The organism is Iodidimonas nitroreducens (assembly GCA_000710935.1).
GTDB classification, from domain to species: domain Bacteria; phylum Pseudomonadota; class Alphaproteobacteria; order Sphingomonadales; family Rhodothalassiaceae; genus Iodidimonas; species Iodidimonas nitroreducens.
The window spans coordinates 20,221-42,043 of record BAYV01000026.1 but is presented as its reverse complement, the minus strand read 5'-3'; the positions used below and the strand labels follow the sequence as shown (position 1 = coordinate 42,043).

Genomic DNA, 21,823 nt, shown 5'->3' with positions numbered 1-21,823 from the left:
GCATCTCCCTTCTCTCATCAACACTGTCAAAGAGCGAATTCTACCCCCACGACTGCCGAAGCATTCGCAAAAACCTTTTCGGGTTGTAAGGCAAAATTTTGCCGTGCTCACCAATGTGAACATGCGCAAGACCGTCATATAAGCGTCTCGAATGAACGAGTCAAGCAAGAAGCTCAAGTGCCGGTGCCGACGTTTGCCGCCGACGAGGGGGTTTCTATGCCCTTGAGCCGCTGGGGTCAAGCGGCTTTTTTACCGATGCGTCATTTTTTTTACAGTTTGGGGGATATGCCGTCATATTTCATCATGAATCCGCAGAATTCCGCCGATTGACAGACGCATCCCAACAAGACATGGTTATTTTAACCTTATTCATCGAAGAGTCTTCCCCATGAAGGCTCAGGAGATTGCTGTGACGGATAACGCATCGAATAGCCCTCATGATCAGGCCGGAAATCGTGCCAATAAGCATAAGGGGCATGGCCCGCGAAACTGCTGGCTGGGGCGGCGTTCGTCTGCTTCAGCCTCTGCACCCTGGCCGCTGGTGATCGATCTGTCGCGGAACAAGGGCGAGCGCACATGGTGGGCCGGGCTTGCCACATTAATGGCCGGGCTTGCCCTGGCCCTTGGCATTGGATTGTCATCAACGGGCACGCGCTTTGATCAGGCGACTGCTTTAGCGGATGCGGCTGAAACAGCGGCTGATTCTAAAAATATGGCCGATAGAACCGAAAGCCTGGGGCCATGGGCCGCCGCCCCCACCCCGCAATATTTCCCAATCATGGCGGGGCATAAAGAGAGCGAAAGCGCTGATCAATCGGCAGCGCCCTTCATCCGCACCATCACCATCGGACGGGGCGACACCATGACCGAAGCGCTGATGCGCGCAGGCATTGATCGGGCGCAGGCCCATGCGGCGATCACGGCTCTTTCCAAGCATTATGATATGCGGCGTCTGGCGATTGGCCAGATCATCGATGCCACATTAGAGGCAGATGGAAAGGCCTTGAGCCTGAACTCGCTTGCCCTGCGTGCCAGCTATGATCGCCTGATCATCGCAGATCGCCTTGCCGATGGCCGCTATGAAGCGCGCAATGAAGCGCTTGAGGTGACCCCTTTGCTGGCTTATGGCAGCGGCACCATTGATGACAGCCTTTATCTTTCGGCGCGGGCGGCGGGGGTGCCTGCTGAGGTGATTGTGGAATTGATCCGGCTTTACAGCTTTGATGTCGATTTCCAGCGGGAAATTCGGGCGGGCGACCGATTCGAAATTCTCTATCAGCGCACCATGGCACAGGATGATGGGGCCATTGAAGATGGAGCGATTCTGTATGCCCGGCTTAATCTGCGGGGACGCGATCTACCCCTTTATCGCCACACCCCGGCTGATAGCGGCGATTGGGATTATTTCGACGAAAACGGCAAAAGCGTCCGCAAGGCCCTGATGAAAACCCCGCTCGACGGAGCGCGGCTGACCTCGCGATTCGGCAAGCGCAAGCACCCCGTGCTTGGCTATGTGCGCTCGCATCAGGGGGTTGATTTCGGAGCCCCCACCGGCACACCGGTTTTTGCCGCCGGCGATGGGATCATCGAGCGATCAAGCCGCTATGGCTCTTATGGAAATTATGTGCGTATCCGGCATAATGGCACCTATAAAACCGCTTATGCCCATCTCAGCAAATATGGCAGGGGCATCAAGCAGGGCGTGCGGGTGAAACAGGGCCAGATCATTGGCTATGTGGGGGCCACCGGCCGGGTCACCGGGGCGCATCTGCATTATGAAGTTTATATGGGCGAAGAGCGCGTTGATCCGCTGACCTTGAAACTGCCATCCGGGCGGGTTTTGACCGCCGATGCCCTTGATGCCTTCATCGAGGCCCGGCAGCAAACCGATGCAGATCGTCTGGCCCTTTCAAGAGCGCAGGCGATTTTGCTGGCAAAAGCCGATTGATCGCAGGCACAAAGGGCCTCCCTTTATTATCAAGTTGAAACGGAACCGGCATGCCTATCACGTTCAACCGCCCCCGGCAGCCCCTGATTGCCGCCGCTGCTTTGCTGCTGGCCCCTCTCATGCCCCATCCGGCGCAAGCGCAAAACCCCGAGCGTCCCAATAGCCTTTCGGGGCAGATACAGGCCTGTCGGCAAATCACGCAGGATGCGGCGCGGCTGGCCTGTTTTGATCGCATCGCGCTTGATGCATCCCGCATCGAGATGTCGGACCGGTCACAAACTCTCGACCGACAGATGCCGCCCCCCAAAGACGACACCCAAAGCAGTAAAGAGAGCAATAAAGCCGAACGACAAAGCGATGACAGCCAAAGCCAGGAAGATCGCTTTGGTTTTGCCCCGCGCCCGGAACCAGGCCAATCCGATGAAGAGCGCAGCATGACGGTGGAGAGTGCCGAAAAAACCCTGCGCGGACAATGGATCATCCGCATGGAAAATGGCCAGATCTGGCAACAAGTGGATACCGAGCGACTATCAAGGATCAAGGGGGGCCTTAAAGCCGATATTGAAAAAGGCGTGATGAGCAATTTCATCATGACCATCGATGGCCGCAGCTTTCGTGTGAAACGGCTGCAATGATCAGCAATTCGCACCATCAAAGCTGGGCCTGGGATCTTTATTGGAAGGCCGACCGGCTGCAATCCTGTGTCCCCCAAAACAGCACAGGCAGCGGCGATGCGGCGGTGGCGCTCGATGCGGCATGGATGGCGTGGTTTGCCAGCCTGCCGAACCAAACCCGCCTTCTGGATGTGGGTACCGGCAATGGGGCGCTGGCGGCACTGGCGGTGAAATCGGCCCGCGAGCGAAAGGTGGATTTCACGATTGATGCCGTCGATGCCGCCGATATCGATCCTGTTCAATATGTGAAAACAGGGGGCGAGGCTCTCCAGAACGTGCGTTTTCACCCCCGCACCCTGATGCAAAAGCTGCCTTTTGATGATGGCACCTTCACCGCCATCAGCGGCCAATATGCACTTGAATATGCGCCCATTGATGAAGCCGTTCCCGAAATTTTGCGGGTCTTGGCCCCCCGCGGCGCTTTCCGCTTTCTGATCCATGCCAAAGATAGCGTTCTGATGACCCATAGCAGCCAGCAGATGGCGCAATTGCAGATGATCGAAGACAGCGGCTTGATCGCCTTGATGCGCGAACAAATCCCAGCGATCAAAGACATGGAGCAGCGCGTTCAGCATATCCGCGCATCCGGCACATTGAATGCCCATGATAGCCATGCCCTGGAAGCCAAAGCCCGGGAAGCCAGCCAAAGCCTGGCCATCGCCGTAGCCCGGCTGGTGCGGGATGGAACCGCTTTGGGCGCGGGCGATATCTTCAAGGCCTTCATGGAAAGCGCAGGCTGGCTGTTCGAACAAAGGCACAAGCTCGACGATGCCGCCATAAAAGCGCTGATCGATGAAATTGATCTGAAGCGCGCCGCTCGCCATCAGCGCTTATCGGCCCTGCTCGCCGCTGCCCATGATGAAGACCAAGGCCGGGCGCTCCACGATCTGTTTGCCAGATATGGAAGGCACAGACATGGGGGGGGAAGAGTCGCCATCTCACCGGCCATTTTCGGCACTCAGCAGATCAAGCTGGGCTGGTGGCTGACAGGAAACCGCTCATAAAGCGGGGTATTTGTTGCATCATGGCAACAGCTTTATGAAAGAATGATGAATAGCCCCCGAATTCTACTCTATATGCCTGTACAGGCAACCGCGTTTAGGTGATCTTACGCGTCGCATAAGATGCACTCGCATTTTTTTCTCTACGGACCGCAAAATCAAAAAGGAAGCGCCTATGTCTCGTAACGGACCCATGAAGCGCAGAGCCCTCCTGCTCGGCAGTGCAGCCACTGCGCTGGCTGGCAGCCTGCTCTCGGTTTCTGCGCTGGCCCAAACCCAGCAAAATTCTGAAGTGGCCGAAATCGAACAGATCGTGGTTACCGGTTCGCGCATTGCCCGCACCGATCTCACCAGTTCCAGCCCGGTTTCTGTTGTCACCGCCGAAGAATTCAGGATTTCCGGCACGGTGAACGTTGAGCAGCTGCTCAATACCATGCCCCAGCTCATTCCTGCGGCCACCGCCTTTTCCAACAATCCCGGTGGCGGCGCGGCAACTCTCGATCTGCGTGGCTTGGGTGTCACCCGCACGCTGATCCTGGTGAACAATCGCCGCTATATGTTCTTTGATGCCAATCAGATCACCGATGTGAACACCATTCCATCGGCGCTGATTGAAAGCACCGAAGTGGTGACCGGTGGCGCATCCGCCGTTTATGGTTCCGATGCCATCGCCGGTGTCATCAACTTCAAATTGAAGGATGATTTCCAAGGCATCGAGCTCGGCGGCCAATATGATATTACCAGCCGTGGTGATGCGGATCGCGCCAATATCGATCTGACCATGGGCGGTAATTTCGCCGATGGTCGCGGCAATGTCGTGCTGTTCATGAACTATTTCGATCGCGATCCTGTGATGCAGGATGCCCGCGATTTCTCGACCAATGCATTGATTGATAATGTGGATGCCAATGGCAATCCGGCGCTGGTCGCTGGTGGTTCGGCCTCCGTTCCCAATGGTCGTTTCACCGGCCCCAATGCGGGCGATGTCAATCAGGCTCTGCGCCCCGGGCTCATCACAGCCCTCAATAATGCCAACCTTGGCAGCCTTGGCGGGTTGGGTTTCCTGCCCGATAACAGTGGCCGCAATGCAAGCCCGTTCAACAATCCGGGCGATCTGTTCAACTATGCGCCCGACAACTTCCTGCAGGTTCCTCAGGAACGCTGGTTGATCGGCACCATGGCCAGCTTTGATATCAATGATAAGATCGAAGCTTATGCCGAAGGCACCTTTGCCAATAACCGGGTGAATACCGAGCTTGCCCCCACCCCCATCACCGGCAACTTCCTATTCAATGTGAACAATCCCTTCCTGTCGCCCGAATTACAGGAAGTTTTACGCCAAACCGACCTGAGCGAAGGGACGATCACTGGCACAACACGGGATGATGATGGCAATCTGATCAATCCCGGCACCCTGACCCTTGCTGGCACCGCAGGTGATGGTCAAACCACTCTGGGCATCGGTCGCCGTTTGGAAGAAGTGGGCCCGCGCCAGAATCTCGATGAACGCAATAGCTGGCGGGTGGTCACCGGTCTGCGTGGCGATCTGGGTGATTTCAGCGACACCATGTTCAAGAACATGACCTATGATGCCTATTACATGTTCTCCAGAACACTGAATACCCAACGCCAGTTCGGCAATGTCTCGCGCAGCCGCTTCCAGCAGGCCCTGCTCACCAATGAAGATGGCACAGCCTGCGCCGATACCTCGAGCGACTGCGTTCCCATCAATATCTTCGGCCCCAATATCACCCCTGAAGCGGCTGGTTTTGTCCGCATCAATGCAACCAATGTCGAAGAATCCCAGCTTCAGGTGGCATCGGGCGTGATTTCCGGTGATATTATCGATCTGCCTGCTGGTACCGCCGGGGCCGCTTTCGGCTTTGAATATCGCTCGGTCTCGGCCCGCTTCAGCCCTGATTTCGCCCTGTCGTCAGGTGATGTGGTCGGCTTCAATGCCGGTCAGCCCACCCAGGGTGGCTATGATGTGTGGGAACTGTTTGGCGAAGTTCGTGTTCCTGTGATTGCCGATCTGCCCTTCGCCCAACGTGTGGAGCTGAACGGCGCCTTCCGTTATTCCGATTATGATCTGGATAATGTGGGCGGTGTGTGGACCTATGCTGGCGGTGTGGATTGGCGCGCTACGGATGATGTGATGTTCCGTGGGCAGTTCCAGCATGCCGTTCGGGCGCCGAATGTGCAGGAACTGTTTGGTGGCCAGTCACAGGGCTTCCCACCTGCTACCGATCCCTGCTCTGATCGCTCGGCCAGTGATCGCACCCAGGCACTGCGTGATATCTGCGTCGCCAGCGGTGTTCCGAATGGCAGCGTCTTTGGGGCCATCCAGCCCAATACGCAGATCCAGGGTCTTTTTGGCGGCAATCCCGATCTTGAAGAAGAAGAATCGGATACCTTCACCGTGGGCGCGGTGATCACCCCGCGGGCCATTCCAGGCCTCAGCGTCACGGTCGATTACTATAATATCGAGCTTGATGGTGCCATCAGCGTGCTGGGCGGTTCGGTGAATAATGTGCTCGATCTGTGTTTCAATGTGGTGCAGGATATCAACAGCCCCTTCTGTCAGGCTGTTAATCGTGGCCCCGATGGCGTTATTCAGGAACCCAATTTCGTTGAAGTTCTGAATGAGAATATCGGCAAGATCGAAACCGACGGGATCGATGTTCAGATCGCCTACACTATGGATCTGGGCCGCGGGCTTTTGAGCGAAACCAGCAGCCTTGACATCTCCTTCGCCGGTACCTGGCTGAATAATTTCGATATCACCCCGGTGGCCGAACTGGCTGATCGGATCGACGAATGTGGCGGTACTTTCGGTAATACCTGCGGTGAGCCTTTGCCGGAATTCAAGACCAACAGCCGCGTGACCTATCGCACCGGTCCGCTCAATCTCAGCGTTCGTTGGCGCTGGATTGACAGCACCCGGGATGATCAATTGCTCGATCCGGCCGTTGATCCTGCCGATCTTGCGGCACCCAAGCTTGCAAGCCAGCATTATTTCGATCTGTCATCCACTTATGATGTGATGGAAAATCTGCAGATCTATGGCGGTGTCGATAATATCCTCGACAACAAGCCCCCCTTGGTGGGTGACACCTCGGAGCAGGCCAACACCTTCCCAAGCACTTTCGACGTGTTGGGCACGCGCTTCTTCATGGGTGCCACGGTTCGCTTCTAAGACCGAGCCACCCGATAGATATGGAAAAGGCGGGGATCATTCCCCGCCTTTTCCTGTTTGATCTTCAACTGATCCGGCTTTTTGACAAGGATCAATCCGGCACCACATCAAAAGCAATGGTCAGCCGTTCGGCCTCATCATCGAAAGGGATGGTGCCGTGATAGAAATAGGATGGAAACAAGACCAGACGGCCGGGCCTGGGCTGGATCACCCGCTGGATGGCATCCACTCCGCCCAGGCCAAGGCTTGATTCGCCAAATTTGATCCAGCCCTGCTGGCCATCACCCTGATGGGTGGAGGGCGGCAGTTCCACATAATAACACGAACTGATCCAGCCCTTGGCATGCACATGGTTCACATGAAAGCCATGGCGATGAAGGCGCACCGACCAGGACCCCGAAAAGCTGAAATTCCGGGATTTGCGATTTAAAAACACATGCGCCGGATCATCAGGCAGGGCTTTGATATAAGCCTTGATCGCCGCCTCGAACAAGGCGCGAACCTGCTGGATTTCCGGATGATCGCGGGAAAACAGGCTGCCCATGGTTTGCGATCCGCCACGCAGGGTCTGCTCCATGGGGTGCTGATGAGCTTTATGCAAATCCCGCAAACAGGCGGCCAGCCTTTCATTAAAAGCTTCAATGCTTGCATATCCGGGCGGGGCGGGCAGATCGAACACCCCGATGAAGCGTTCATAATTATTGAGATCAGGCTCCCGCGCATCACCCAGAAACCGCCAGGAAAGAGCGCGCCAAGCCAGCGCTTCCTGATCCAAAGGGGCCCGGCGCAGGGCTTTTTCGGCGGCTTGCTCTGCTTCCCTGTAGGATTTAGCCAGAAGGCAACAGCGCGAGAGATCAAGGACGGCGGCCAAAGGTGCATCAGGCCGATCCGTGGCATCAATGAGGGCGGTTTGCGCTTTACCATATTGCCCCATGCCCATCAGGGCCCGCCCCAAAACATGGGAAAGCCGGGCATCATCATGGCCCTGATCCAAAGCCCCCGCCACCACCGCCACGGCCTCGGCGCACTGCTCGGCCAAAATCAGCTTATCAGCCCAATCAATCCATAAATCCAAAGCCTGCGGCACTTTTTGCAGCGCCGTTTGATAGCTTTTCAGATAATGATCGCCCATCCCATGCTGCCAGAAAAGCTTGTTCAGGGTATCATGGCCTTCGCGATAATCGGGGGCGAGGGCAATGCACAGTTCATAGCTTTGGATGGCTTCATCGGTCCGCCCCAATTCATAAAGGGCATGGCCCCGATTATAATGGGCAAGAGCCAGATCAGGCTGCCGCGCCAAACATTGATCGAGCAATTGAAGGGATTGTTCCGCCCGCCCGGCCACGAAATGGGTGACTGCCAGATTATGGAGGGCGGGCACATGATCGGGCTTGATCCGCAAAGCCTGTTCAAATGCCGCCACCGCCTGTTCATAATCCGCCAGGGCCCGCAAGGCTCGGCCGTAAGCAGACCAGATCTTCACGCTGCCCGGTGCAAGTTTTGTCGCCTGCGCCAGCACCTGCCTCGCCTCATCAAGATACCCGTCATCAAGCAAAATTCGCCCTAAATTAAGCCGTGCATCGGCATAATCCGCATCAAGGACAATGGCCCGCCGATAAGCCGCCACGGCTTCATCCCGGCGGGCAGATGCCAAAAGCGCATTGCCCAGATTGTTCAACACATGAGGCTGCGCGGGGTTCAAAGCCAAAGAGCGTTGAAAAAACTCTATGGCCGCAATCTGATCCCCCTGCCCGCGCTTTACCAAACCCATCAATTGCAAAGCATCGGGCTGATCGGGCCATTGCTCCAATAGCCGTGATAAAATCGCCTCCGCCTCGCCCAAGCGGCCCGATTGTGCCATGGACAGGGCGGTTTGCAGGCTTTGGGAAAGCGCCGTGTGTGAAGCCGTCATGGGCAAATCCACCATTGGATCGGTCTGTCGATCCTCAGAAAAGCACAGAGTCCCCCCAAACTGTCAATGCGCATCATTTACAGCCGCGCGCGCGGGCGTTATCGATAGATTATAAAGGCAACAGAAAAAAGCGAGACCCCCATGCGCCGCCCCCTCATTGCAATAAGCATGCTGTGCTGCACAGCGCCCCTTTTTTCCGCCGCAGCACAAAACCGCACGGATACGGCGCAAAATGTGCTGTCGGATTTTCTGTCCTGCGATCCCCTGATCATCGCTGCCGAACGCCTTGGCTGCTATGACAGCCTGCTCAAGAAATACAAGATCCGCTATGGCCTGATCGAAGCGACACCCGAAGCCATCGCCGAGGCTGAACGCGACAGGCCGCGCCAGATCACCAGCCCCCGCGCCGTGCCCCAAGGGCGGGTTGGGGAGGAAGGTCTGGACAGCAATATCACCAACGAAGGTGCTTACGAATCCAGCACCATAAGGCAGGGTGATGTGATCCGAGGCCGCGTGGTGGAGCGTGAAGCCAGCGCCGATGATCTGGCTCTGCCCTTAACCACCACAATCACAGGATACAATTCCAACAGTGTGGGCGATTTCAAAATCCGCATCAGCGAAGGCTTCGTTTTTGAAAGTGCGGGTCGCAAAATGCCTGCTGGAATTGAACCAGATGGTCAAACGGTCGTCCTTAGCAAAAATTTCCTCGGCCAATGGCGGATGAAGCTTCCCAATTATGAAAAGCTATTTGAAATCAGCCCGGTATCAAATTAACCGATCCACTTTTTCGGCATCGCTATCCATTTAATGCAGCGCCATTCCAATTATGACAATGGCTTTCCAGGCGCCATAATTGTGACCAAATTGTCACAGGAAAAACTATATTCAGGAATGGCATTCTCTGCAGGTTTACAACTGAGACAAAGCATGGCTTTTTTCCTGTCGAGTAGTGGCATCAGAAAAAGCCGCACTTCACGATGACAAGATAAAAAAATGAAATAAAATTTCACGCCAGCGCGGGACTATCAGTAACAATAATAGTGTTGAGGAGGGATAGAATGCACCCGCAAGATTTAAAGAAAAGCAGACGATTAAGGCTGCTTGCCGCTTCGTCCATCGGCATTCTGGCGATGACGTCAAGCGCCGTCTGGTCGCAGGAATCAACGGACGAAGAAGACGAAGAAGCGCTCGAAGTTGAAGAAATCGTGGTCACCGGCTCACGCATCAGTCGTGCCCCCGGCATGGAAGCCAGTCCGGTTTTGTCCATTGATGGCGATGCCGTCAAACTCTCTGGCTTCAACAATCTGGCCGATTTCTTAAGCGATATTCCGGCTCTGCAGGGATCTCAGGTTCCTGATGATACCACAGGCGCTGTTCTCGGCACATCGGGCCTGAGCCTGCTGAATCTGCGTCAGCTTGGCGAGCAACGCACACTTACGCTCATTGATGGTCGCCGTCAGGTCGGGTCCGATCCCGGCACGGCTGCGGTGAATATTGATACCCTGAACTTTCTGATGGTTGAACGGACCGAAGTTCTGACCGGCGGTGCCTCCTCCATCTATGGGGCCGATGCCGTTTCTGGCGTGGTCAATTTTGTGCTCCGCAAAAATTTTGAAGGGCTGGAACTTGATGGTCAGTTTGCAATAGATGAAAATGGCGAAGGGCAATCCGCACGTTTTTCAGGCATTATGGGTGGCAATTTTGCCAACAACAAAGGCAATGCCATGCTTGCCTTTGAATATCGCCAGAATGAAGAAATCCTGCAAACAGATCTCGATTTCTTCAATCGCAATCGCGCACTTGTAACGGTTGATCAGGATGCGGTCACGGTGGATACCGATGGTGATGGGGTCCCTGATTTCGCCCCATCGGATGGTGTTCCCAATTTCTTTCTGACCGAAAATGCTGTTTTGAACATCATCACCAACGGCGGCCTGGTCAACACATTCACCAATGCCGGGCAGTTTGAATTCGGGGCGAATGGCCAAGCCATTCCCTTCAATCCCGGTACGCAATTGCCCTTCAGCGATGATCCCGAATCGGCTGGCCTTCCCAGAACCACTCAGATTGGCGGCACCGGTGTCCTAGTTAATGAGTTGCAGGCTTCCCTTACGCCCGATAGTGAAACCTATAATATTCAGGCCAAATCAAACTTTGAAATTGCGGATGGTTTCAGAACCTTCGTCGATATGAAATACACCTATATCGATTCGCAATTCACGTTCCAGCCCTCCTTCTTCTCTGGGGCGCCAAACGGAATTGCCACGGCCAATGCTGATCGCACACTGCCAACTGCAGCCGAAACCTTTAATATCGGCGCCTTCACAGGTACCGACAATGCTTTCCTCGATCCGGTTGTGGGCCAAGCCATTGATAATGGCTTTGGGATCGGCAATATCCAGCGTTTCATGTCTGAATTCAATCGGGGGCAGAATGCAACCCGCCAAACATTCCGCTTTGTGGGTGGATTTGAAGGCGAATACAAACTGCCGATCATTGAAAAGGAATGGAATTGGGATGTTGCGGTAAACTTCAGCCGTGATGATGCCACCAACCGGCAACAAAATTCTCGCCTGAATCCCAATTTCTTTGCATCCATCGATGCCATCCAGATCAATGAGGATGATATTGCTGCTATTGAAGCCGCTGGGAATACGCCAACATTTGATGTGGGCGATATTGTTTGTCGTGTTCAATTTCTTGAACAGGCAGGGCTTCCCACCACCATCAATGGTGTGGGTGCAGTGTCGCAAAATACCATCGATAATTGCGTTGCCGGCAATATTTTTGGTGTCAATTCGCTTTCACAGGAAGCCATTGATTTTGCGTCTGTCGATCTGAATGACAAATCCAAAACAGAACAATTGATCGTGTCGGCCAACTGGTCTGGTGATTTGTTCAATCTGACCGGCGCAGGGGATATCGGCGTTGCCATGGGCTATCAATATCGCCGTGAAGATTCCGAAACACGGCCTGATGCCCTTCCACTGGTTGTGGATAGCTTCTCCAATGCTATCAACCCAACCTTTGGGCGCTTTGATGTGCATGAAGGTTATGCCGAAGTGAATGTTCCCCTGATCAAGGATATGTTCCTGATCAAGGATCTGCAGATCACCGGGTCTGTGCGTCAGTCGGATTATTCCACCATTGGGGCCACCACAACATGGTCTGCATCAGGTGTGTGGCGTCCTGTGGATGATGTTGTGTTCCGCGGGGGCCGCAGCCGATCTGTTCGTGCCCCCAATATCGGGGAATTGTTCCAGGCCCCGGCCCAAACCTTTATTCAGATCGATGATCCCTGCTCGCAGGAAAATCTGAATGAAGATCCCTCGGTTGCGGCAAATCGCATTGCCAACTGCCAGGCTTTGGGTGTTCCTGCTGATTTCGTTGATCCCAACCCCAATATCAGCAATCCGGGCGCGAATGGCGGCAATCCTTTTGTTGAAGAAGAAACCTCGCGCAGCTATTTTGTGGGCACCACAATCACCCCACGTTGGGTTCCTGGCCTCACGCTCGTGGCAGATTTCTTCGACATCAAGATTGATGATGCGATCCAGACAATCGGCATTCAAACCATCGTTGATGATTGTTTTGATGCTGCGGGTGGTCCGGCAGAAAATCTGTGCAATCTTTTCACACGCGATGCCAACACAAATGAAATCATCGATTTCATCCAAGGGCCTGTGAACACGGCGCAATTCAAGGTTCGTGGTGTTGACTTTGAAGCCCTTTATCAAACCGAATTGAACAAATGGCTGCAGCCGGCTTTCAATTCAAATTTTGATTTTGGTAATCTTCGCATTCGTGTTCAAGGGACCGCTCTTCTCAAGCAAAATGATCAAACCGATCCGTCTGATCCGACAACGCTGAATATGAGCGAAGGCGAATTGGGAACGCCAACCTATCGCTTCAATCTCAACACATCATGGAACCGCGGACCTTTGACCATTGGGCATCAGCTCAACTGGCAAAGCTCACAGCGGATTTTTGATGAAGACAGCTTCTTCTCCACGGAAGATCAGTTGAATTCACCCTTTGCCTTCACGGGTGATTTCTCGCAGCATGATTTCAATATCACCTATGATTTCCTTGAGAATTATACGATCCGTGGCGGTATCACGAATGCTTTCGATCGTGAGCCACCGGGGTTTGCTGAAAACAACATCTTCGACTTCTTTGGTCGTCGTTTCTTTGTTGGGGCCAGCGCCCGCTTCTAATCCTTTCGAGGATTGCACAAAAAAGGCCCGCTCCCTGATGGGGGGCGGGCTGTTTTTTTTGGCACCGTCTCAATCCGGTGTCAGGCTCATCGCTTTTCAGGCGGCGATTTCAGCCGGTGTTTTCAGCCGGTGTTTTCAGGCGGCTTTGTCCTGCGGGTTTCTCAAGGAAAGCGCCAATTGCCCGCCATCGCCAACGCCCACCTTCACCGTCTGGCCATCCTTCACTTCACCACGCAGGATCATTTCGGCCAGTGGATTTTGCACCTGCCTTTGGATCGTGCGCTTTAGGGGCCGCGCCCCATAAACGGGATCATAGCCCGCCTCTGCCAGCCAATTGCGCGCCGCATCATCCAGTTCCAGCCTGATCTTGCGATCATCCAGCAGCTTTTGCACCCGCTGCAATTGAATATCCACAATCCCGGCCATTTGATTGCGGGCGAGCCGATGAAACAGAATCACATCATCCAGCCGGTTGAGAAATTCCGGCCGGAAAGCCCCGCGCACGGTCTCCATCACCTGATCGCGGGCTTCTTCCACATCGGCCCCATCGGGCAAGGCGGCAATCGCCCCGCTTCCCAGATTGGAGGTGAGAATGATCAGCGTATTGCTGAAATCCACCGTGCGGCCCTGCCCATCGGTGAGCCGCCCATCATCAAGCACCTGCAACAGCACATTGAAAACATCCGGATGGGCTTTTTCCACCTCATCAAACAAAATCACCTGATAAGGGCGGCGGCGCACCGCTTCGGTCAAAACCCCGCCTTCTTCATAGCCCACATAGCCCGGCGGCGCCCCGATCAACCGGGAAACCGCATGTTTTTCCATAAATTCCGACATATCGATCCGCACCATCGCCTGTTCATCATCAAACAGAAAATGCGCCAAAGATTTGGTCAGTTCGGTTTTGCCAACCCCGGTCGGCCCTAAAAACAGGAACGATCCCAAAGGCCGGTTCGGATCCTGCAAACCCGCCCGCGCCCGGCGCACGGTATTGGAAACGGCGGTGATGGCTTCTTCCTGCCCCACCACGCGGCGGCCCAGCCCTTCTTCCATGCGCAAAAGCTTGTCGCGCTCGCCTTCCAGCATTTTTTCCATGGGAATCCCGGTCCAGCGCGAAACGATCCCGGCAATGTCATCCGCCGTCACTTCCTCACGCAGCAAACCTTCGGGGCTGCCATCGGCGCTTTGCTCGGCTTTGGTAATGCGCTTTTCCAGATCGGGAATAATGCCATAAGACAATTCCCCCGCCCGGCCCAGATCGCCGCGCCTTTGCGCCTGTTCCAATTCCAGCCGCGCCTGATCAAGCTGTTCCTTCAGCTTTTGCGAGCCGGTCAGCTTTTCCTTCTCGGATTGCCAGCGTACCGTTAATTCCGCGCTCGATTGCGATAGATCGGCCAGTTCCTTTTCCAGATTATTCAGCCGATCCCGCGATGCCTCATCCTTCTCTTTTTTTAGGGCTTCACGCTCGATCTTAAGCTGAATGATCCGGCGGTCCAGCGCCTCGATCTCCTCGGGCTTGCTTTCCACCTCCATCTTCAGCCGGGCCGAGGCTTCATCCATCAGATCAATCGCTTTATCGGGCAAAAACCGATCGGTGATATAGCGGTTCGATAAAGTGACCGCCGCCACAATCGCCCCATCGGTGATCCGCACCCCATGATGCAGCTCGTATTTTTCCTTCAGCCCGCGCAAAATGGAAACGGTATCCTCAACCGTGGGTTCGCCCACAAAAACAGGCTGAAACCGGCGCTCCAGCGCGGAATCCTTCTCAACATATTTGCGATATTCATTAAGTGTAGTGGCCCCGATGCAGTGCAATTCACCCCGGGCCAAAGCCGGTTTCAAAAGATTGGAGGCATCCATGGCCCCATCGCTTTTGCCCGCGCCCACAAGGGTATGCATTTCATCGATGAACAATATCACATCCCCAGCGCCACCCGTCACCTCATCCAGAACACCCTTCAGCCGCTCTTCAAATTCACCGCGATATTTCGCCCCGGCAATCAGGGATCCCATATCCAATGACATGATCCGCCGATCGCGCAAGGATTCGGGCACATCGCCATTGGCCACACGCAGGGCCAGGCCTTCAACGATGGCGGTTTTGCCCACGCCCGGCTCACCGATCAGCACCGGATTATTCTTGGTCCGCCGTGAAAGCACCTGAATGGTGCGGCGGATTTCCTCATCCCGGCCGATCACCGGGTCCAGCTTACCATCGCGTGCGGCCTCGGTCAGATCGCGGGTATAACGTTTCAGCGCCTCGAAGCTGTTTTCCGCCCCGGCGCTATCGGCGGTGCGACCCTTGCGCACATCATTGATGGCGGCATTCAGCGCCTGCGCGGTCAGCCCGGCATCGGCCAGAATCCGCCCACAGGTGGATTTCGTTTCGGTGGCCATGGATAGCAGCAGGCGTTCCGCTGTCACAAAACGATCACCCGATTTCTCGGCCAGCTTTTCCGCACTTTCAAAAATCCGGGCCAGGGCCGGGTCCAGATAAATCTGCCCCGCGCCCGATCCTTCCACCTTAGGGATTTTGGCAAGAGCGGCTTCGGTTGCGTCCAATGCCTGCTCAGGCCGCCCTCCGGCAGCCCGGATCAGATTGGCAGCAAGGCCTTCCTTGTCATCCAGCAAAACCTTCAGCAGATGTTCGGGAGTGAATTTCTGATGATTGGAGCGGATGGCAAGGCCTTGGGCCGATTGAATGAAACCTCTGGACCGATCAGTATAATGTTCGATATCCATGGATCTTTATCCCATGTTGTGGCAGGCCCCAACATTGGCAGCGCTGCGCTGTGATCATCACGGAGCAAGGCTTTCATTGGCACGGAAGATCCGCCCGGCTCGCTCTCGTCCCTCCTCGATATGGGGAGAAACCAGCGCCGCTCAAGGTTTATTTAAGCAATCTTCGTCGTCCCGGCCGGAGACCCGGGTCCATCTCGTGAAGGGCTGAGCGTGGAAAAGAATGGACCCCGGCCATCTTTTTGATCTCGCGCCAGTTCGCTACGCTCACGGCTCCGATGGGGCGGCGCATAAGCGCCAGCGCTCAGTCGCGCTAACTCTCTCTACCCTCTCCCAACTTTCGTCATTCCGGGCTTGACCCGGAATCCATCTCGTGAAGGGCTCGTGCGTGCCAAAGATGGATCCCGGGTCAAGCCCGGGATGACGATGGGATTAGCCATGAGCGTAGCGAATGCACGCGAGATCAGGATCGCACCCGACGATCAATCAGAAATCGCCGGGGCTTCTTCCTTATCTGCCACCGGTTTGCGCCGACGGCGGGGCTTTGGCTTCTCTGCATCCGATAGATTGGCAGATGGCTTTTCGCTGGCCACGGCCTTTTCACCTTCAGCCGCTGCATCGGCCTTTGGCTTTGCCGCCGGGGCCTTTCTGCGCGGACGCGGCGCAGGCTTTTCCGCAATTGGCGCATCATCCGCCGCCGGACGCTCAACCACGCGCTCGGCAGTCATGGGCAATTCGCCTTGCGGTGCGGATTTCGGCGCCTCTTCTGCGCGATCATAAAAATCAGGACGCGCCTGATCCCCCTGATACCCTTGATCTCGTTGGTCCCTGCGCGGAGCCTCTGCATCATTACGGCGCGGTGCCGGACGCCGCCGATTGCCATGGCGCGGGCGCTGGCCACGATCCCGGCCATCCGCATCCCCATCCTCTGAAACATGCTCATCGGAGCGATCCGCACGCTCTGAGCGCTCTGGCCGTTCAAAACGCTCTGGCCGCTCTGGCCGTTCAAAACGCTCGGATCGATCCGCATTGCCCTGCTCAGACAATGCGGCATCTTCGGCCCGCTGGCTGCGCGAACGCTGTTGGCTGCGAGGCTGTGATTGCTGAAGATCATAATCGTCTTCATCGTCGTCGTCATCTTCATCATCATCGACGACCGGGCTCACCCCAAAACGTTCATTCACCACACGCTGATAGTGATCGGCATGCTGGAAATAATATTCCGCCAAAACGCGATCACCAGACTGCAAGGCATCACGGGCCATCAGCTTGTATTTATCCAGCGCCTGTTTTGGATTGCCCCGGGCCCGATTATCATTCCGAAGGCCACCGCCCCCACCCTTGTTCGGGCGTTTCGGACCACGACCGCGCGGCCTGCGCGGACTTTGAGGTTTGTTCATAGAATAACTACCAGTACTTGCTGTTTTCGGTCACGGCACACCACCCCCGCAGCAAAGCCAAAAGACCGCCGCTTTGCGATATCAATTTTTATCATCGGGGGGCCCGGAGGGAGCGGTTCACTGCTTCTCACCGTGCCTTGTGAGCCAGACCCTAACCGTTTCAGAATCATATTCCAAGGTTTTTTCAACCGCGTCCGCTTCTTTTACCGGCAAACCCGCTTTGCTGGCCAGAACCACCCGATCAAAGCCTGCCAAATCCTTGTAAATCTGCGGGGTTGTGCCACAGAGCAACGCCATCATCTGCGCCACGGCATCGGCCTGCCCTGCCCCCACCTCGAAGGCCAAAAGACCCCCATCCGCCAAAATATGCGAGGCCGGGCCCATCAAAGCCCGATAAACATCAAGCCCATCCGCCCCGCCATCAAGGGCGCGCAAGGGCTCGTGATCACGCACATCCGCCATCAGATTTTGCACATCACCATGGGGGATATAAGGGGGATTGCTGATGATGATATCATAGCTCCGGCCATCATGCGGCACCCCCGCCAGCCAATCGCTTTCCAAAAAATCGGCACGCAACCCACAGCCCAGGTTTTCCGCATTCCGGCGCGCCATCAAAAGCGCATCCGCACTGATATCAAGCCCTAAGCCTCTTGCCTTGGGCAACGCCATAAGGAGGCTGAGCAACAAACATCCACTGCCGGTGCCCAAATCCAGAATCCGATAGGCCCCGTCGCGATCCGGCATTTGATCAAGCACCGCATCCACCAGCGTTTCACTATCAGGACGGGGGATCAATGTTGCGTGATTGAGGCTGAAATCATGGCCATGAAATTCCCGCTTCCCCACAAGATAGGCAATGGGTTCATGCCGCATCCGCCGATCAATAAGCGCATGATAGGCAGCGATCTCGGCCATGCCGGGCTCGATGGCCGGGTTCATCACCAGATCCATCCGCGACCGCCCCAAAGCATGCGCCAGTAAAATTTGGGCATCAAGCCTTGCCGTCTCGATGCCTTGGCTGATCAGCTTTTCCCGGCCCCCGCTAAGCAGCGCAGCCACCGTCAAACCCTCAGCCTTTTGATGATCGGGCATCAGGTCATCTGCTCCATCGCCGCCAAACGCTCCGCCTGATCATAAGATAAAAGGGCATCCACCACCTCGGATAAGCCGGGACCGGCCAAAATCTGATCAAGCTTGTGCAGGGTGAGATTGATCCGATGATCGGTCACCCGACCTTGAGGAAAATTATAGGTGCGGATGCGTTCAGAGCGATCCCCCGATCCCACCTGCTGCTTGCGGGCATCGGCCCGTTCGCGATGCACCTTTTCGCGCTCATGCTCATAAAGCCGGGCGCGCAGCACCTTCATCGCTTTTTCCCGGTTTTTATGCTGGGATTTTTCATCCTGCTGACTGACGACAACACCGCTGGGCAGATGGGTGATGCGCACGGCGCTATCGGTGGTATTGACCGATTGGCCGCCGGGGCCAGAGGCGCGGAAAATATCGATCCGCAGATCTTTTTCATCGATCTTGATATCCACATCCTGTGGCTCAGGCAGCACCGCCACCGTGGCCGCCGAGGTATGAATACGCCCCCCCGATTCCGTAACCGGCACCCGCTGCACCCGATGGACGCCGGATTCAAATTTGAGATGGGCAAAAACGCTTTTCCCTACCACCGAGGCAATCAGTTCCTTCAGCCCCCCGGCATCGGATGCGCTGGCCGACAGAATTTCAAATCTCCAGCCCTGCTGTTCGGCATAGCGCTGATACATGCGCGCCAGATCAGCCGCAAAAAGCGAGGCTTCCTCACCCCCCGTGCCCGCCCGGATTTCCAGAATGGCGGGCAGATCATCGGCTTCGTCTTTCGGCAATAAAAGGCGCTGCAAATCCTGCTCCAGCGCCTCGATCCGAGCCTTGCAGGCTTTCATTTCATCATGTGCCAGCGCCCGCATATCGCTGTCATCGCCGCTCATCAGATCGAGCAGGCCCGCCTTTTCCGCCAGCGCTTCATCCAGCATCCGGGCAGCCGACACCACCGGATCGAGATCGGCCAGTTCTTTTGAAATCCGCATGATCTCGGCCGCCTGAAGATCGGTGGATGTGTTCATCCTGTGCTGCAATTCAGCATGACGATCAAAAAGCGCCTGCAGCTTTTCGCGCGGGATCATGGCTGCTCCGCATCGATCACATCGCGGCTTGCCGCAGGTGAAATATCCGCAATGGGGGGAGCGGCCAGCATCATCCGCACCTGATCATGAACCGCCCAAAGAGCGCAATCTTTTTGCGTGCTGTGATCCAGATCGCGCACCACCACGGCCCCCCGCGCCACTTCCTCATCCCCAATGATCAGGGCCAAACGGGCATCGGCTTTGGCCGCACGATTGAGCCGTTTTTTCATATTGCCCTTATAATCCATCAGGGTTCGCAGCCCCGCCGCCCGCAGATCGCGGGCCAGCACCAGCGCCTGTTTTTCCGCCGCATCGCCCATGGGGATCAGCGCCACTGCCCGCATCGGGGCTGGCGGTTCATCGATCAGCATGGCCAAACGCTCGATCCCCGCGGCCCAGCCCACGCCCGGGGTGGACGGCCCGCCCATCATTTCGATCAAACCATCATAGCGCCCGCCGCCCAAAACAGTGCCTTGGGATCCCAAGGCATCGGTGACGAATTCAAAAGCCGTGTGAGAATAATAATCAAGGCCGCGCACCAGCCTTTGATCATGGATGTATGGAATCCCAAGGCTTTTGACACCCGCGCACACCGTTTCAAAAAAAGCGCGCGACCGCTCATTCAAATAATCGGCAATCTGCGGCGCATCGGGAAGCAGGGCGCGATCACCGGGATCTTTGGAATCGAGAATGCGCATGGGATTTTTCTGCAAACGCATCCGGCTGTCTTCCGACAGGGCATCCACATGATCGGCAAAATAAGCCGTCAGCGCCGCCCGATAGGCAAGGCGGCTTTCCTGATCGCCCAAGCTGTTGAGATGCAAAACAATACGATCCGAAATCCCCAGATCGCTTAAAAGCTGCCAGGCCAAAGCCAGCAGATCAACATCGGCGGCAGGTTCGGCGGCCCCGATGATTTCGGCATCCAACTGATGAAATTGCCGGAAACGGCCCTTTTGCGGCCGTTCATGACGAAACATCGGCCCCCAGCCAAACAGGCGCGATACCCCTGCCTGCGCCATCCCGCCCGACATATAAGCCCGGGCGATCCCCGCCGTATATTCCGGGCGCAAAGTGAGCAGGTCGCCCGAACGATCCTCGAAGGTGTACATTTCCTTGGTCACGACATCGGAGGTTTCCCCCAAAGTGCGTTTGTACACTTCGGTAAACTCAAAGATCGGGGTGCTGATTTCATCAAAGCCATAAGCCTGTGCCAGTCGCTCGAAAATCCGCACGACATGGCTGAAACGGCGCATATCATCGCCAAATATATCCCGCGTCCCCCGAACGGGTTGCAGCTTGCTCATGGGTTCTCATTCCTTATTGATGCCGCCCATACCGATCTATCGAGCCTTTAAAAGGCCCGCAGATGCACCTTGTGATCAGAAGGGCGCCTTATTCCGCTGCATTCGAGCGGGCTTTTTCCGCTTCGATCTCCGCCTCGATGGCCGCCGCTTTTTGTTCCACCAGATCAACGATATGATCCACCATCTGATCATCGGCAATATGATGATCGGTCACCCCGGACAGATACACCATATGCTTGCCATTGCCGCCGCCGGTGAGGCCGATATCGGTTTCCCGCGCCTCGCCCGGGCCATTCACCACACAGCCGATGATCGACAAGGACAAAGGCGTTGAAATATGCGACAGGCGTTCTTCCAGAATCTCAACCGTTTTGATCACCTGAAAACCCTGCCGCGCGCAGGAGGGGCAGGAAACGATCCGCACCCCGCGATGGCGAAGACCAAGGGATTTGAGGATCGAAAAGCCGACTTTCACCTCTTCTTCCGGCTGAGCCGACAGCGACACCCGAATGGTATCGCCAATGCCCGACCATAAAAGCATCCCCAAACCCACCGATGATTTCACCGTGCCATCGCGCAGGCCACCGGCCTCGGTGATGCCCAGATGCAAGGGATAATCGCAGGCTTCCGCCAGCCCCTGATAGGCCGCCACCGCTAAAAACACGTCAGAAGCCTTGCAGGAAATCTTGGTGTTGAAAAAATCATTGTCTTCTAAAATGCGAATATGATCGAGGGCGCTTTCGACCATGGCATCGGGGCAGGGCTCGCCATATTTTTCCAGCAGATCCCGCTCAAGACTGCCAGCATTCACGCCGATGCGAATGGCACAGCCATTGTCCTTGGCGGCCCGCACCACATCCTTCACCCGATCAGCCGAGCCGATATTGCCCGGATTGATGCGCAAACAGGCGGCCCCGGCATCGGCGGCTTCCAGCGCCCGCTTATAGTGGAAATGAATATCGGCAATGATCGGCACATTGGCTTCGCGCACGATGGTTTTCAGTGCGGCGGTTGATTCTTTATCGGGGCAGGACACCCGCACAAGATCAACACCCGCCTCTTCAGCCCGACGAATTTGCGCAATGGTGCCGGAAATATCATGGGTCAGGGTGTTGGTCATCGTTTGCACGGTGATCGGCGCATCCCCCCCCACGGGCACATTGCCCACCATGATCTGTCGGCTTTGACGGCGAAAAATATCGCGATAGGGGCGGATGCTCATGGTTATCCTCTTTCAACTGGGCAGCACAAC

General features: G+C 55.8%; 14 protein-coding genes. 7 read left to right on the top strand and 7 right to left on the bottom strand.

What is annotated here, in order from left to right; all coding sequences use genetic code 11:
* The 5 genes from AQ1_RS15490 to AQ1_RS10345 all read left to right on the top strand — a co-directional run.
* Positions 1-330: hypothetical protein (locus AQ1_RS15490; protein ID WP_462687125.1), on the top strand; the 330-nt coding region annotated here is incomplete at its 5' end.
* A gap of 79 nt (positions 331-409) precedes the next feature.
* Positions 410-1,948 carry a peptidoglycan DD-metalloendopeptidase family protein gene (locus AQ1_RS10360; protein WP_161760562.1) on the top strand — a complete coding sequence of 513 codons (1,539 nt, stop codon included), beginning with the start codon at positions 410-412 and terminating at the stop codon, positions 1,946-1,948.
* Between the two features lie 50 nt (positions 1,949-1,998).
* Positions 1,999-2,583 carry a hypothetical protein gene (locus AQ1_RS10355; RefSeq protein ID WP_042086949.1) on the top strand — a complete coding sequence of 195 codons (585 nt, stop codon included), beginning with the start codon at positions 1,999-2,001 and terminating at the stop codon, positions 2,581-2,583.
* Positions 2,580-3,626: a class I SAM-dependent methyltransferase gene (locus AQ1_RS10350; RefSeq protein ID WP_042086947.1), complete on the top strand. Its 1,047-nt coding sequence runs from the start codon at positions 2,580-2,582 to the stop codon at positions 3,624-3,626. The genes AQ1_RS10355 and AQ1_RS10350 overlap by 4 nt, the downstream gene beginning before the upstream one ends.
* A gap of 172 nt (positions 3,627-3,798) precedes the next feature.
* Positions 3,799-6,819, top strand: a complete 3,021-nt coding sequence (locus tag AQ1_RS10345) for a TonB-dependent receptor domain-containing protein (RefSeq protein ID WP_081837272.1) — start codon at positions 3,799-3,801, stop codon at positions 6,817-6,819.
* Positions 6,820-6,910: 91 nt separating this feature from the next.
* On the opposite strand, the gene AQ1_RS14620 is transcribed toward AQ1_RS10345, so the two are convergent.
* Positions 6,911-8,731 carry a tetratricopeptide repeat protein gene (locus tag AQ1_RS14620; RefSeq protein WP_161760560.1) on the bottom strand — a complete coding sequence of 607 codons (1,821 nt, stop codon included), beginning with the start codon at positions 8,729-8,731 and terminating at the stop codon, positions 6,911-6,913.
* A 141-nt stretch (positions 8,732-8,872) separates the two neighbouring features.
* Between AQ1_RS14620 and AQ1_RS10335 the strand changes: the two genes are divergently transcribed.
* On the top strand, positions 8,873-9,505 hold the full coding sequence (locus AQ1_RS10335; protein WP_042086942.1) for a hypothetical protein: 633 nt from the start codon (positions 8,873-8,875) through the stop codon (positions 9,503-9,505).
* A 284-nt stretch (positions 9,506-9,789) separates the two neighbouring features.
* A complete protein-coding gene (locus AQ1_RS10330; RefSeq protein WP_042086940.1) occupies positions 9,790-12,948 on the top strand; it encodes a TonB-dependent receptor domain-containing protein in 3,159 nt (1,052 codons plus the stop codon).
* A 135-nt stretch (positions 12,949-13,083) separates the two neighbouring features.
* On the opposite strand, the gene clpB is transcribed toward AQ1_RS10330, so the two are convergent.
* The 6 genes from clpB to ispG form a co-directional block, all read right to left on the bottom strand.
* A complete protein-coding gene (gene clpB / locus AQ1_RS10325) occupies positions 13,084-15,693 on the bottom strand; it encodes an ATP-dependent chaperone ClpB (RefSeq protein WP_042086938.1) in 2,610 nt (869 codons plus the stop codon).
* A 479-nt stretch (positions 15,694-16,172) separates the two neighbouring features.
* Entirely contained in the window at positions 16,173-17,090 is a 918-nt protein-coding gene (locus AQ1_RS15485) for a DUF4167 domain-containing protein (protein ID WP_052371199.1), read from the bottom strand.
* Positions 17,091-17,207: 117 nt separating this feature from the next.
* The gene (prmC, locus tag AQ1_RS10315; protein ID WP_052371198.1) at positions 17,208-18,185 is read right to left on the bottom strand and encodes a peptide chain release factor N(5)-glutamine methyltransferase; all 978 of its coding nucleotides are present in this window, start codon (positions 18,183-18,185) and stop codon (positions 17,208-17,210) included.
* Complete coding sequence (prfA, locus tag AQ1_RS10310) at positions 18,185-19,264, bottom strand: peptide chain release factor 1 (protein ID WP_042086937.1); 1,080 nt, start codon at positions 19,262-19,264, stop codon at positions 18,185-18,187. Before prfA ends, prmC begins: the two co-directional genes overlap by 1 nt.
* Positions 19,261-20,571 carry a histidine--tRNA ligase gene (gene hisS, locus AQ1_RS10305; protein ID WP_081837271.1) on the bottom strand — a complete coding sequence of 437 codons (1,311 nt, stop codon included), beginning with the start codon at positions 20,569-20,571 and terminating at the stop codon, positions 19,261-19,263. The genes prfA and hisS overlap by 4 nt, the downstream gene beginning before the upstream one ends.
* A gap of 88 nt (positions 20,572-20,659) precedes the next feature.
* Entirely contained in the window at positions 20,660-21,793 is a 1,134-nt protein-coding gene (ispG, locus tag AQ1_RS10300) for a flavodoxin-dependent (E)-4-hydroxy-3-methylbut-2-enyl-diphosphate synthase (protein WP_042086935.1), read from the bottom strand.
* Positions 21,794-21,823 lie beyond the last annotated feature (30 nt).

Coding starts and splice junctions, on each gene's coding strand:
- AQ1_RS10355 (WP_042086949.1), top strand. CDS start 1,999: ATGCCTATCACGTTCAACCGCCCCCGGCAGCCCCTGATTGCCGCCGCT.
- AQ1_RS10350 (WP_042086947.1), top strand. CDS start 2,580: ATGATCAGCAATTCGCACCATCAAAGCTGGGCCTGGGATCTTTATTGG.
- AQ1_RS10345 (WP_081837272.1), top strand. CDS start 3,799: ATGTCTCGTAACGGACCCATGAAGCGCAGAGCCCTCCTGCTCGGCAGT.
- AQ1_RS14620 (WP_161760560.1), bottom strand. CDS start 8,731: ATGACGGCTTCACACACGGCGCTTTCCCAAAGCCTGCAAACCGCCCTG.
- AQ1_RS10335 (WP_042086942.1), top strand. CDS start 8,873: ATGCGCCGCCCCCTCATTGCAATAAGCATGCTGTGCTGCACAGCGCCC.
- AQ1_RS10330 (WP_042086940.1), top strand. CDS start 9,790: ATGCACCCGCAAGATTTAAAGAAAAGCAGACGATTAAGGCTGCTTGCC.
- clpB (WP_042086938.1), bottom strand. CDS start 15,693: ATGGATATCGAACATTATACTGATCGGTCCAGAGGTTTCATTCAATCG.
- AQ1_RS15485 (WP_052371199.1), bottom strand. CDS start 17,090: ATGAACAAACCTCAAAGTCCGCGCAGGCCGCGCGGTCGTGGTCCGAAA.
- prmC (WP_052371198.1), bottom strand. CDS start 18,185: ATGCCCGATCATCAAAAGGCTGAGGGTTTGACGGTGGCTGCGCTGCTT.
- prfA (WP_042086937.1), bottom strand. CDS start 19,264: ATGATCCCGCGCGAAAAGCTGCAGGCGCTTTTTGATCGTCATGCTGAA.
- hisS (WP_081837271.1), bottom strand. CDS start 20,571: ATGAGCAAGCTGCAACCCGTTCGGGGGACGCGGGATATATTTGGCGAT.
- ispG (WP_042086935.1), bottom strand. CDS start 21,793: ATGAGCATCCGCCCCTATCGCGATATTTTTCGCCGTCAAAGCCGACAG.